This window comes from Bacillus sp. AK128 (assembly GCF_053903075.1).
Genome location: NZ_CP096379.1, coordinates 3,644,903 through 3,659,051, shown reverse-complemented (window position 1 = coordinate 3,659,051; position 14,149 = coordinate 3,644,903). Strand labels below are relative to the sequence as shown.

The following is a 14,149-nucleotide window of genomic DNA, read 5'->3' as shown; positions in this document are numbered from 1 at the left end:
TATTTCAGTAGTTATGCTATATTTTTTAACCAAGTCAATATTCGAATAAATTGGATTGATTCAAACCAGGTTAGCAAATATAAAATGATAAAGAAGGAAGAAATGGATACAAGCTTCAATCGTCCTATTTCTTGCTTGAAGAGAGATATAAAGCCTAATAAACCACCCAATATTAAAGCTAGTAGGCCTATAAATGCCAGGGGCTCAAAGAACACGTCAAGCATTTTACTTAATCCAAACGAAATCATCGCCAGTGTTATAAGTACAGCTGAAAAAATACTGTAAAGTCTCATCGGTATGTACCTCCTCTATAAAACCTCAACTATTAGTAAAGACTAATTTTTTGGCAAGCCTTTCAAATAATTATTATTCTACAAAAGGTAAAAATATCCTTTTCATAAACGCAGGTTTTGAAATTACCACCTAAAAATAAAATTATGATAAAATTTACAGGCAGTACCTTAATCATCAACATCTGTACTAATCATAGATATGCGTAAAAAAGACAAAATACTGGAGGTATTAAAATGAACGAAAAAGTTGGACTAAAAGCAGTAAGAGAAGTGTCGAGAGAAGAGTTTATGGACTTGGCTCAACATGGAATTCGCGAATTATTTGACCTCGAGCATTATAAAGTGTTTGATGGGATGAAAGGTGAAGAACAAAGTTATTTTGTTTATGATATGGGACCACACCGCTGTTATTTAATAGATCAACCAACATGCTATGACTTGGTAACCGCATTTTATTGTGGTGGTAATAAATCAACAATTCTTGAGAATATAAAGCATATTGCTTCATCAGTAACTGAATAGGAGTTACAGCGATTTGATTTGCATAAAAACTTTGGGAACCTCTTAATAGGGTTCTTTTTTTTTGGAGTAAAAGGTTGAGGTGATATATACCAAAACAAATCTCGTTTTATATGAAATCAAATTGGGTCTCTAAAGAACATATTCCTTTTAAAAGCATAGGTTATTTTACAATATCCCTTTTATATGAATAAATGGGATATTGATTAAACTTACATTTCTAATAGAACATTGGCAATACAGTGCAGTTTCATTGAATCGGTTTAAGTTGTAACGAGTTATTGTAAAGTAAAAAGCCGGCTTCCTGCAATGATCTATATTTCAACTCAAAACGGATGAATATTAAGATAAAATCCAATCCAAGCGAATGATAAGGGACGGCTGTGCATAGATTGTAATAATCTCAACTTCACTCGAGAAATTGAAGGAGGTCCTTATGGATATATTAAGAAGAATTGAAGAACATCGTGTTGAGGAGCATCGTCTTAAGTGGGAAGGTACCTTCGCTGAGTATTTAGAGCTTGTAAAAGAACGTCCTTATGTCGCCCAGTCCGCTCATTCGAGAGTGTACAATATGATTAAGGATGCTGGAATTGAAGAGGTTGATGGAAAGAAGAGATATAATTTTTTCAGTCGTCAGATGTATGGATTAGAGGATTCATTAGAACGTCTAGTGGAAGAGTATTTTCATCCAGCAGCTAAGCGATTGGATGTAAGAAAGAGAATTTTACTTTTAATGGGACCTGTAAGTGGGGGGAAATCGACCCTTGTGGCTATGCTAAAGCGAGGCCTTGAGGCATATTCTCGAACTGACAGAGGAGCTATTTATGCTATTAAAGGCTGTCCGATGCATGAGGACCCGTTACACCTCATTCCTCAGCATCTAAGGGAAGAGTTCTTCCAAGAGTATGGTGTTCGAATTGAAGGGAATTTATCTCCTCTTAATTTAATGAGATTAGAAAAAGAATACGGTGGACGTATTGAAGATGTAGTTGTGGAAAGAGTTGTCCTATCTGAGGATCGCCGTGTTGGGATTGGAACCTTTAGTCCGTCTGATCCAAAATCACAGGATATTGCCGATTTAACAGGAAGTATTGATTTCTCTACGATTGCTGAATATGGTTCTGAATCAGATCCACGAGCGTACCGTTTTGATGGAGAGTTAAACAAGGCCAATCGTGGAATGATGGAGTTTCAGGAAATGTTAAAATGTGATGAAAAATTCTTATGGCATTTATTATCACTAACCCAAGAAGGTAATTTTAAGGCTGGTCGTTTTGCGCTTATTTCAGCAGACGAATTAATAGTCGCCCACACCAACGAAGCAGAATATCGTTCCTTCATTTCTAATAAGAAGAACGAAGCCCTCCACTCACGTATCATCGTCATGCCTGTCCCTTATAACTTAAAAGTATCTGAGGAAGAACGAATTTATGAAAAAATGATTAAGGAAAGCGATGTTTATAACGTCCATATAGCACCACATACATTAAAAGTTGCCGCCATGTTTACGATTATGACGAGATTGAAGGAGCCGAAAAAAGGTGACATCGATCTAGTCAAAAAGATGAGACTCTATGATGGTGAATCCGTAGAAGGCTTTAATGATGTAGATGTTCATGAGATGCAAAAGGAATTTAATGATGAAGGAATGACGGGAATTGACCCTCGTTATGTGATCAACCGGATTTCTTCTGCGATTATTCGTAAGGAAAATCCATCTATTAATGCATTAGATGTTTTACGTTCACTTAAAGATGGATTGGACCAGCACGCATCTATATCTGATGAAGACCGCGAGCGTTTTATGAACTTTATCTCGGTGGCACGTAAAGAATACGACGAAATTGCTAAAAAAGAAGTTCAAAAGGCATTTGTTTATTCTTATGAAGAATCAGCGAAAACCCTTATGAATAATTATTTGGACAATGTCGAGGCTTATTGTAATAAGAATAAGATGCGAGATCCTCTGACGGGTGAAGAGATGAACCCGGATGAAAAGCTTATGCGTTCTATTGAAGAACAAATTGGAATCTCTGAAAATGCGAAACGAGCATTCCGTGAAGAAATCTTAATTCGAATCTCTGCCTATGCAAGAAAGGGTCAGCGTTTTGATTACAATTCACACGAACGTTTACGCGAAGCCATCCAAAAGAAGCTATTCGCAGACCTAAAGGATGTAGTGAAGATCACGACTTCATCGAAAACACCAGATGAGGTCCAGCTGAAGAAAATTAATGAAGTAGTGTCAAGACTAATTGAGGAACACGGCTATAACTCTACTTCTGCTAATGATTTACTTCGATATGTGGGAAGTCTATTAAATAGATAAACTAAAAAGAGGAGTGGTACTTGGATACCACTCCTCTTTTATATATAAGTTCGTTGAATGTAGCCTTGTATTAAGGTTGGAATACTAGAAAAACAGGTTAATGCACCGTATTCGCGATATATGCGTCAAATTTTTTTATTATATGCACGGAAATTTTAATTATATGCGTCAAAACCCAAACTAACAAGCCGTTTCATTTACTCCCATTTCGGGTATGTAATAAGTAGAGGTGATGTCAAAATGAAAACGAATAAAACCGCACAAGAAAAACACGATAAGCCAAAAAACAGCTCAATGGTTAACAGTGAAGAGGAACTAGAAAAACATTCAAAAATTATGGAGCAGATGGCCACTAATCAAGAAGTGAAAGATGACAACAAGATTCCAGATCCGAAGCAATTTACTGATAAAGAACGATCAAAAAAATAATGTAGTAGAGTAAAGCAACTCTTAATAAAGTCCATGCTTATAAAGGCAGGAATGAAGGGTTTCATCGTCTAACATAACTTGTCTAATTTTGAGAGGTGGGTGCCTAATTATCAAAATAATTTGTCAATTATTGATCAAAGCTGCATAGGATAGAGTAATCAACCTTTCATCAAGGAAAAGTGAAGTAAAAAACCGTCAAGATAGTATATGCTTTTTTATGATGATGGTGATGAAAAATCACAAAAAATATAGGAGGGGAAGTAAATAATGAATGAAAGTGGTAAAGATAGCTTTTTGATTTCAAAAGAAGATTGGTCCCTCCATCGAAAAGGGCATGATGATCAACAAAGACATAAGGAAAAAGTACAAGAGGCGATCAAGAGTAATTTACCCGATTTGGTGACAGAGGAAAGTATTATCATGTCAAATGGTAAAGATGTCATCAAAATTCCAATCCGGTCACTAGATGAGTATAAGATTCGTTATAACTATGATAAGAATAAGCATGTAGGGCAAGGAAATGGTGATAGTCAGGTTGGAGATGTGGTCGCTAGAGATGGTTCTGGTAAGCCAAAACCTGGTCCAGGTAAAGGTGAAGGAGCAGGTGATCAAGCTGGAGAAGATTACTATGAAGCAGAGGTTTCGTTAATGGAGCTAGAAAAGGAATTTTTTAATCAGCTTGCCTTACCGAATTTACAAAGAAAAGAACAAGATGAAAATACCATTGAACAAATTGAATTTAATGATATTAGAAAAACAGGTTTAATGGGAAATGTGGATAAAAAGAAAACGATGTTAAGTGCTTTTAAACGGAATGCTCTCCAAGGAGAGGCAAAGTTTCACCCCATCTATCCAGAAGATTTAAAGTTTAAAACATGGAATGAGGTTGTAAAGCCTGATTCAAAAGCAGTCGTTCTAGCGATGATGGATACAAGTGGATCGATGGGCTTATGGGAAAAGTATATGGCACGAAGCTTCTTTTTCTGGATGACACGATTTTTACGTACTAAGTATGAATCGGTTGAAATTGAATTCATTGCCCACCACACAGAAGCGAAGGTCGTTGCTGAGGAAGATTTCTTTTCAAAGGGAGAAAGTGGAGGCACGATTTGTTCGTCAGCCTATAAGAAAGCACTAGATTTAATTGATACCAAGTATTCCCCGTCACGCTATAATATTTATCCATTTCATTTTTCTGATGGAGACAATTTAACTTCAGATAATATACGCTGCGTTAAGCTAGTAGATGAGCTTATGAAGGTATCCAATATGTTTGGATATGGAGAAGTGAATCAATACAACCGCCACTCAACCCTAATGTCCGCTTATAAAAACATTCAAAACGAAAAATTCCGTCACTATATCCTCAAGCAAAAAGCCGATGTATTCCATGCCATGAAGAGCTTCTTTAAGAAGGAAGAAGAGAAGAAGATGTATGCATAAAAAGACAGGGAGACCTGTCTTTTTGCATTCACTTAAACAAAAAAATAATACGATACTGTATATATTACTTTGGATTTGGAGCGGAGAAAGGTGTACGATAAGAATATGAGTAAATCGATAATCAAGTGGAACGAATGTACCAGTCATGATTTTTAAAAATTGCCAGCAACAGTACTAGGAAAAGCCGAGCAAATGCTATTCTAGTTTATTCCAAACAAACAAGGTGATTAAATGCTTAAATATAACGATATAATCAATAAAATGACTCTCGAAGAAAAAGCATCTATGATGTCTGGTGGGAATTTTTGGAATACGAAGTCGATTGAACGGCTTGGTATCCCTTCTATTATGCTGACGGATGGACCGCATGGCTTACGGAAACAAGGTGGTAAGGCCGATCACATAGGCTTAAATAAAAGCTTGCCGTCTACTTGTTTTCCTACTGCAGCGACACTCGCCAACAGCTGGGATATTGATTTACTGCAGGAAGTGGGTCACTATATTGGCAAAGAGGCGGCAAGTGAGAATGTAAGTGTCTTACTTGGACCTGGTTTAAATATTAAAAGAAATCCGCTTTGTGGAAGGAACTTTGAATATTTTTCCGAGGACCCTTTTCTTAGTGGAAAGCTTGCTGCTAATATGGTGCAGGGAATTCAGTCAAACGGGATTTCTGCATGTCCGAAGCATTTTGCGGTTAATAGCCAGGAGCATATGAGAATGACCATTGATGAAGTGGTAGATGAACGAGCATTACGTGAAATCTACTTAGAAGGTTTCCGTTATGCTATTCAAGAAGGAAAACCGAAAACCATCATGACCTCTTACAATAAAGTGAACGGCGAATATGCAAATGAAAACACACATTTAATGAATGACATTTTATATGGTGAATGGAAGTATGAAGGCGTTGTAGTAACTGACTGGGGCGGAAACAATGACCGTGTAAAAGGACTTATAGCGGGTAATCAGTTAGAAATGCCTTCTACAGGTGGTATCACCGATCAGGAAATAGTAGAAGCGGTTAAATCGGGTGAGCTAAGCGAAACAATCCTTAATGAAAGTGTAGACCGAATGCTTACGTTGATTTTTGACACGAAGGAGTCATTAAAGGAAACACCGTATGTTGATTTCAAAGAACATCATGTTAAAGCTATTGAGGCCGCAAAACGCTCTATGGTACTACTTAAGAATGATGATCAGATTCTTCCACTTAAAGAAAACCAACGGGTAGCGATTATTGGTGACTTTGCAAAGAACCCTCGTTATCAAGGGGCAGGTAGTTCCCTTATTAACCCAACAAAAATTGATAACGCACTAGATGTGCTTAATCATTCATCACTAAATATCGTAGGGTATGAACCAGGCTTTAAACGATATGGTGGAAAGAGTGCTTCCTTAACAAATAGAGCATTACAATTAGCTGAAAAGGCTGATATCGTTTTACTATTCCTCGGACTTGATGAGGGTAGTGAAGCAGAAGGTGTGGACAGAACGGATATGAAACTGAGAGAAAATCAGTTATCTCTCGTTCATGAGCTAGGAAAATCACATGAAAATATTGTGGTGGTTTTATCAGGTGGTTCTGCTATTGAAATGCCTTTTGTTAATGACGTAAAGGGAATTCTCCATGCATATTTAGGTGGTCAAGGTGGGGCCTCAGCTTTAAAAGAAATTCTCCTTGGTAACTATAACCCAAGCGGAAAACTAGCAGAGTCGTATCCCTTAAGATATGAAGATGTCTCTTCTGCCCCTTACTATCCTGGGCTAGAAGCAACTTCCGAGCATCGTGAAAGTATTTATATTGGGTATCGTTATTTTGATTCGGCAAAAGTACCTGTTCTGTTTCCGTTTGGGTATGGCTTATCCTATACGCAGTTTGAATATCGTGACATAATAGTCGAAAACCAAACGGTAACCTTTACTGTAAAAAATGTAGGAAATCTAGCTGGGGAAGAAATCGCACAACTATATATTAAACCATTATCACCAAAAGTTTTCCGCGCAAATAAGGAACTAAAAGGTTTCACAAAGGTTTATCTAGAACCTAACGAAGAAAAGGAAGTAAGTTTCAAGTTTGAAGATCATGATTTTGCTTACTACAATACGTCGATTCAAGACTGGTCTGTTGAAACTGGATCTTATGAATTACAGATTGGCAGTTCAATAGATGATATCCGATTAACTCAAACGATTGATATTCAAGGTGATGATGCAGCACATTCTTATAATAGAGAACAGTTTGAACATTATTATGCAGGTGATGTTCATAAGTTAACGGATCAAGAATTCTATTCATTATTAGGCTATAAGCCTCCAAGTCCACGTTGGGATCGAAAAGGGAAACTTGGCTACAATGATACGATTTCACAAGCACGGTATAAAAAAGGAATGGGAAAGCTAGTCTATCTTGTTTTGCTAGGGATTCAGAAATACCTGTTCTTAGTAAAAAAACCATTAGATGCTAATAATGTCATGTTCGTTTTGAATATGCCATTTCGTCAGATCGAACGATTTTCACAAGGGAAAATTAGCAAAAGAATGATTGAGAGATTTTTAAAATTAATTAATTTGTGGTAGTAAAAGAGACAAGGTGTGTAAATCCTCAACATGGATTACACGCCTTGTTTTTAGTTGAGAATCAAGGGAGATTGATTAAGTAGTATGTAGGAGTGTTAAAGATAGCAAGATATTTGCTATTTTCATTCCTAGATGTCTGAAGGTTCTGGTTCTAATGCCTGAAGTGATATTAGGATTAACTTTACTTAAGTGTAATCGTTTTTTTACATTAAACTGGTATAGTCGGAAATAAATACCATATGAAGGAGAGTTAACTTATGAATTTGAAAAAATCGTTTGTATCTGTTTTGACAGCAGGTGTTATTTTATCTGCTGGAACTCCATTCAATGCTTTGGCTGATGCACCATCGTTCTATCAATATGAGGCAGGTACACTACATCTCTCTCAAATTGCACAATATGATAGCGGGGTAGGAGAGGCTGGTACTGAGATCTTAGCTTACGATGAAAAGACTCACACAGCTTTTGTAACAAACGGTGCAGAATCTGCTTTTGACATTGTGTCCTTTAACTCTTTAGAAACTAATCAATTTCAAACCATTTCTTCCAATAAACGTGTTTATCTCAAAGAGTTTGGTATTGATAGCGTAAAAGATATTACAAGTGTTGCATCCCATCCAACAGAAGATCTTGTTGCTCTATCTGTAGTTAGTAAAACTAAGACGGATCCTGGATACATAGTATTTCTTACAAAAAAAGGGGAATACATCACAAAGGTTCAAGTTGGGTCGTTACCAGATATGGTGACCTTTACTCCTGATGGTAAGAAGGTTGTCGTTGCCAACGAAGGTGAACCAGCTGATGATTATGCAGTTGATCCTGAAGGTTCTATCTCAATTATTGATATTCAAGATGGTGTAACGAAGGACAAGGCTCTTTCTCATACTCTATTAAAGTTTACAAATGATTTACTAGATGAACGTGTACGTGTAAGCTCAAAAGGAACAGTAGCGCAACAATTAGAACCAGAGTATGTAACGGTTTCATCTGATAGTAAGATTGCTTATGTGTCCCTTCAAGAGAATAATGCAATAGCGACAGTGGATTTAGAAAAAATGAAAATCGTGAGTGTAAAAGGACTTGGAATGAAGGATCATTCTGTTAAAGGAAATGAGCTTGATGCAATTGAAAATGGTGAATTTAAGCTAGAAAAGCAGCCACTATTAGGCTATTACATGCCAGATGCGATTGATTTACTAGAAGTGAATGGAAAGACATATATCTTAACACCAAATGAAGGAGATTCCCGCGACTATGACGGGTACTCTGAAGAAGTATCTATAGGTGATATCGCTGATAAAATTAAGTTAAATGCTGAAAACTATGCAGGATATACACAAGAAGAGCTTGATCAACTAGTTGCAGATGGACTTCTTGAAACATTGGCAGGTACTGACGTGACAGCAGAAAATGGTTTAGTAAATGGAGTCTATGAATCTCTACACTCATACGGTGCAAGAAGCTTCACAATATTTGACGCAGCTAATATGGAGCTAGTATTTGATAGTGGCTCAGATTTCGAAAAAATAACGAATGAAGCTTTTCCTAAATATTTCAACACGGATAATGATGAAATAGAGATGGACAAAAGAAGTTCAGCGAAAGGTCCAGAGCCAGAGTCTATTGTTACAGGTAAAGTAGGAAATCAAACTTATGCGTTTATTGGATTAGAGCGGATCAGTGCAATCATGGTGTATGACGTAACAAACCCAGCTAAAGCGAAGTTTGTGTCCATGGTTTCAAGCCGTGACTTTTCTGAAGATATTAAGGGAGACGTGGCACCAGAAGGATTGAGATTTATTCCAGCTGAAAAGAGTCCAACAGGAAACGCATTATTAGCCGCTACACATGAAATGTCAGGAACAGTAGCGGTTTATGAAATTGCAAGAAATACGGAAGAAAAACTATATAGTTTTAAGGATGTAACAGAGAATCACTGGAGTTATGAATATGTAAAAGACCTGTATAATAAAGAATTAATTCTTGGAACAAGCAAAACTACGTTTTCACCTGATCACCATATTACATTTGGACAAATTTCTAACATCTTATCGAGAGCGTTCCCAGAATATTCTTCACAAGACTTAACAACACTAATTGTGGCACAAGGAATTATTCCTGCTGAGGAGATTCGTGCAGACAAAAAAATTACACGAGAACAGTTAGCAACGGTTCTAGTTTACGCTTACGAAACAGTTACTGGTACTAAAATTGAGCCATCTTCTTTTACTTACACTGATGCTTCCCTAATTAGTGATTATGCAAAAGTGAGTGTACAAAAAGCACATGAGCTTGAGATTATGAGTGGTTATGCAGATGATACGTTTCATCCTGAAAATCTAGCAACTCGTGCACAGGCAGCAAAGGTTATTTCTTTATTGATGAATCAAGTGAATTAATATTACTAAAAAAACTGTCTTGAAAGTATAAATTTCAGACAGTTTTTTTGCGTCAAAAGGTAAAGAAGCTTAAACAAAAATGACACCCAGTGAGATGCTATGTTGATAATTTAGGGGATTGTTTCTGACTAAACTTATGACAGCTGATTATTGAAAGCTTAAAACTTCCTTTCTAAAAATAGTGCGAGTCTTGCTGTTATTACATTTAAACAAAGCCTTCAATCTACAATAGGAGGCAATTTGTATTTATACAGTCTTTATCAAATGATGCTAAAAAGTAATCCAATCTATCTTTTTAGTCGTTATCTATTTAACTCTTTCTTTCCTTGTTCTTGTAAACCATAGTCTACGATATGTAGGGATATGCTATGATATCTGTAATTGATTATAAAAAGAGGAGATTGGTATGAGAGAACATGATGTAGAGCTTTATTACCAGGTTCAAGAAGGTAATAAACGAGCGCTAGAAGCTTTGTACGATCGATATGAAAAGCTTCTTTATTCCTTTTCATATCGAATAACAGGACAAAAGGAATTGTCTGAAGAAGTGGTCCAAGAGGTCTTCATTAAACTTTGGACCAAAAAGGGTATTTATGATAAATCAAAAGGAAAATTCTCATCCTGGCTATTAACAGTTGCCCGAAACACGAGTATTGATATGATTCGTAAGAGAAAAGAAAGCACCTACACGATAGAAGAGCGAGACTCCATCCATAGTAATGAACCCTCAACGGAGGATCTTGTAGAATGGAAGGAAGAAGGGACTACTCTTAGGAAGGCTGTCTCATTGTTAGGAGAAGAACAACAAAAAATGATCGATTTATTTTACTTCAAAGGTTTATCGCAACAAAAAATCGCTGACTCGTGTGAAATCCCACTTGGAACTGTGAAGGGGCGAATACGATTAGCACTTCAGCATCTTCGAAAAAGTCTACCAAACTCCAAGGAAAGGGGGGTGTGAAGTGATGGAACAGGTTGGATGTGAATTTCTAATTGATTATTTTAATGAAGGATTAGATGAAGTTGCGAAGGAAAAATTTGAACGTCATCTATCTGACTGTAATAGATGTCAAATTGAACTTCAGGAATTACAAGAACTTACAGAGGATCTACCTTTCTTATCTGAACCAGTCGAACCACCAATGGAGATGAAAAAGCGTATTCTTGATCATGTTTTTGCCGAGGAGATGCCGATGGAAGACCCCTTAGAAAAATTGGTGATATTGAATGACGATAAACATAAAGAGCCTTTGTCAGTTCCAAAACAAAAAAGGAACTGGTTAACACCTCTTCTAGCTGCCTCCCTTCTATTTTCGTTACTTGGAAATGGTTATACTTTGCTCAACCAGAAGGAGTCAATACAACAAGCGACAACCATGGACGGACTTAACAAAGTAAACAAGGCCATGCAGTTAATACCCGCAGATCCGGCTATAACTGCTAAAGTAACGGCTGCCATGATTCAACAAGAAGAGGGATTGGCACTTGTGATACAAGGTGAACAATTGCAACAGCTTGAAGGTACCGAAGCCTATCAAGTATGGCTCATAGAAGGTGAAAATAAGTATCGTGCAGGAACATTTATACCCAATGAATTAGGCGAAGGAGCTGTCGCTTTCCCCATCAACTATAAGGGTGAACATGATTGGGAAATGATTGCTATTACTTTAGAACCTACACCGTCAAGTGAACAGCCACAAGGGAATATTGTATTTAGCTCAGAACTATAAAGCTACACGGGGCATTGCCTCACAATATGTTAGTTGAACGTGATACACATGCAGGAGAGGTACTCTAACCTCTCCTGTTTTTTTGTGGGAAAAATCTTGGAAAAGAGGCACTTTAGAAACGATACAAGATGATAGTCGTTGATTTATAAAAAAAATAAAAAATAGTGATCCAAATTAAAACTTGAATCGTTAGCTTCATGTAAACACAAATAAAAAATACTTTTAGAGGAGAGATCATGATGATGAATTGGAAGAAAGCACTTGTAGCAGTTCCGTTAAGCTTATCATTATTAGTACCAGTAACTGGAGGGATGGTTAACGCAGCAGAAGAAACAAAACCATCAGTGGTTACTCCAGCTGTTGAACTTAGATCTGCTTTAGACCACCTTCTCAGTGAGCACGCATACTTAGCTATTGAAACGATGAGAAAAGGAGCACAAGGTGCTGCTGACTTTGAAGCATCAGCAGGAGCATTAAATGCCAACACGGAAGATTTATCTGCAGCCATTGCATCTGTCTATGGTGATGAAGCTGGTAATCAATTTAAGCAAATGTGGAATGATCATATTGGATTCTTTGTAGATTATGTCGTTGCATCAGGCTCTAATGACGAACAAGGAAAAGAAAAGGCATTAAATGAGTTAGACCAGTATCGCGATCACTTTTCAAAGTTTCTAGAACAAGCAACTGGTGAAAGACTAGAAGCGGGAGCACTTGCTGAAGGACTTCAAATGCACGTAAAACAATTATTAGGAGCATTTGATAGTTATGTAGCGGGTGACTACGAAAAAGCGTACGAATACGAGCGTGAAGCCATTCACCACATGTATATGGTAAGTAAAGGGTTATCTAGTGCGATTGTTGATCAATTTCCAGATAAATATGAACATACGAAAGCCGTTACACCAGCAGGAGACTTACGTTCAACACTAAATCACCTGTTATCAGAGCACGCAGGCCTTGCGATGATGGCTATGCAAAATGGGATTGATGGCTCTGAAGATTTCGCTGCATCTGCTCAAGCTTTAAGTGATAATACAGATGATTTATCTGCTGCGATCGCATCCATCTATGGTGAAGAAGCAGGAATAGCGTTTAAAGATATGTGGTCTGCTCATATCGGTTTCTTTGTTGATTATGTGAAAGCAACTGGAGCAAATGATGAGGAAGCGAAAAAAGCTGCGCTTACTGAGTTAGATGGATACCGTGCTGACTTCTCAGCCTTCATCGAAACAGCTACAGACGGCCGCGTTCCAGCAGATGTTTTAGCAGAAGGACTTCAGATGCACGTGGATCAATTAGTTGCTGCATTTGACAGCTATATAAGTGAAGATTACGAGACAACTTACGAGTCAGTTCGAGGTGCATATGCGCACATGTTCGGATCCTCAAAAGCTTTGTCTGGAGCGTTTGTTGATCAGTTCCCTGAAAAATTCGAGACACAAATGCCGACAGATATGCCTAAGACAGGTATGGGTGGTACTGCTCAGGACCAAATGAACTGGACATGGATGTTGGTCGGAATATTAGCAACAGTGATAGCAGCAGGAATTGTGATTCGTAGAGAGACAACAAACTAAAAAAGATATGGAAGAGAGAGGAATCCCCTCTCTTTTCTGTATATTAAAAAAGGAGTAGATATGTTGCGATTACTCTTTCTAATCCCTTTTATTTTATTAGCTAGTTGTAGCCAAGAGCAAACTAAAGAGAACACTAGTCAAATAAATGATTCAAAGCTTAATGCTATAGAAGTTAGTAGTAAGATAGATAACACACCTCAACAAATAGAAGATAAGCCATCTACTTTTGGCACGAGTGAACAACCTATCATCCGAGATCGAGAGGTGGGAGTCATTCCATCCTCTCTTTCCATTCCTGCCATTGAAGTTCACGCAGAAATAATGAACGTCGGATTATTGGAAAATGGTCAAATGGGAGTTCCCTCAGACTATATGGAAGTCGGGTGGTTCGAACCAGGTACGAAGCCTGGTGACCGAGGAAATGCTGTACTTGCCGGACACGTTGACAGCAAAACAGGGCCAGCCATATTTTTTAATTTAGAGAAATTAGAAATAGGTGATGAAGTGGTGGTAACAGGAGAAAAAGGTGAGACACTAACCTTTATTGTTAGAGATAAAAAGGTGTTTCCTAAGGAAAATGCCCCCGTATCTGAGATTTTTGGATACACTTCCAGAAGGATGTTAAACTTGATTACATGTACCGGTACATTTGACCGAAAACAAGGCGGACATATAGATCGATTAGTCATTTATACAGAGCTTAAGGAAGAGAAACAGTAAAAGATTTAGTATAGTTCTCTTGCTATTAAGAGAAACAGTTAAGGAAGTCCACAAAAATACTATTTACCGTTTTCTCCCTATGTTTGAAAGAACTAAAATACTATTCATTTAACAAATCAATGATTAT

At 37.4% G+C, this 14,149-nt stretch carries 11 protein-coding genes; 10 read left to right on the top strand and 1 reads right to left on the bottom strand.

Annotation, left to right across the window (positions count from 1 at the left end):
* Positions 1 to 11: 11 nt before the first annotated feature.
* Entirely contained in the window at positions 12 to 293 is a 282-nt protein-coding gene (locus M1D60_RS18310; protein ID WP_456276269.1) for a hypothetical protein, read from the bottom strand.
* A gap of 234 nt (positions 294 to 527) precedes the next feature.
* Here M1D60_RS18310 and M1D60_RS18305 point away from each other — a divergent pair, with 234 nt between their 5' ends.
* The 10 genes from M1D60_RS18305 (at position 528) to M1D60_RS18260 (ending at position 14,022) form a co-directional block, all read left to right on the top strand.
* On the top strand, positions 528 to 815 hold the full coding sequence (locus tag M1D60_RS18305; protein ID WP_456276268.1) for a hypothetical protein: 288 nt from the start codon (positions 528 to 530) through the stop codon (positions 813 to 815).
* A 433-nt stretch (positions 816 to 1,248) separates the two neighbouring features.
* A complete protein-coding gene (locus tag M1D60_RS18300) occupies positions 1,249 to 3,144 on the top strand; it encodes a PrkA family serine protein kinase (RefSeq protein WP_456276267.1) in 1,896 nt (631 codons plus the stop codon).
* 240 nt (positions 3,145 to 3,384) lie between these two features.
* Positions 3,385 to 3,573, top strand: a complete 189-nt coding sequence (locus M1D60_RS18295) for a hypothetical protein (RefSeq protein ID WP_456276266.1) — start codon at positions 3,385 to 3,387, stop codon at positions 3,571 to 3,573.
* 267 nt (positions 3,574 to 3,840) lie between these two features.
* Positions 3,841 to 5,016 (top strand): sporulation protein YhbH, encoded by a 1,176-nt coding sequence (yhbH, locus tag M1D60_RS18290; RefSeq protein ID WP_456276265.1) that lies wholly within the window; start codon positions 3,841 to 3,843, stop codon positions 5,014 to 5,016.
* A 231-nt stretch (positions 5,017 to 5,247) separates the two neighbouring features.
* Positions 5,248 to 7,593 carry a beta-glucosidase gene (locus tag M1D60_RS18285; protein WP_456276264.1) on the top strand — a complete coding sequence of 782 codons (2,346 nt, stop codon included), beginning with the start codon at positions 5,248 to 5,250 and terminating at the stop codon, positions 7,591 to 7,593.
* Between the two features lie 257 nt (positions 7,594 to 7,850).
* Positions 7,851 to 9,992, top strand: a complete 2,142-nt coding sequence (locus M1D60_RS18280; protein WP_456276263.1) for a choice-of-anchor I family protein — start codon at positions 7,851 to 7,853, stop codon at positions 9,990 to 9,992.
* Positions 9,993 to 10,398: 406 nt separating this feature from the next.
* Positions 10,399 to 10,953: an RNA polymerase sigma factor gene (locus tag M1D60_RS18275; RefSeq protein WP_456276262.1), complete on the top strand. Its 555-nt coding sequence runs from the start codon at positions 10,399 to 10,401 to the stop codon at positions 10,951 to 10,953.
* A 4-nt stretch (positions 10,954 to 10,957) separates the two neighbouring features.
* Positions 10,958 to 11,722 carry an anti-sigma factor gene (locus M1D60_RS18270; protein WP_456279487.1) on the top strand — a complete coding sequence of 255 codons (765 nt, stop codon included), beginning with the start codon at positions 10,958 to 10,960 and terminating at the stop codon, positions 11,720 to 11,722.
* A gap of 242 nt (positions 11,723 to 11,964) precedes the next feature.
* Entirely contained in the window at positions 11,965 to 13,302 is a 1,338-nt protein-coding gene (locus M1D60_RS18265) for a copper amine oxidase (protein WP_456279486.1), read from the top strand.
* 60 nt (positions 13,303 to 13,362) lie between these two features.
* On the top strand, positions 13,363 to 14,022 hold the full coding sequence (locus tag M1D60_RS18260) for a class F sortase (RefSeq protein ID WP_456276261.1): 660 nt from the start codon (positions 13,363 to 13,365) through the stop codon (positions 14,020 to 14,022).
* The last annotated feature ends 127 nt before the right edge of the window (positions 14,023 to 14,149 follow it).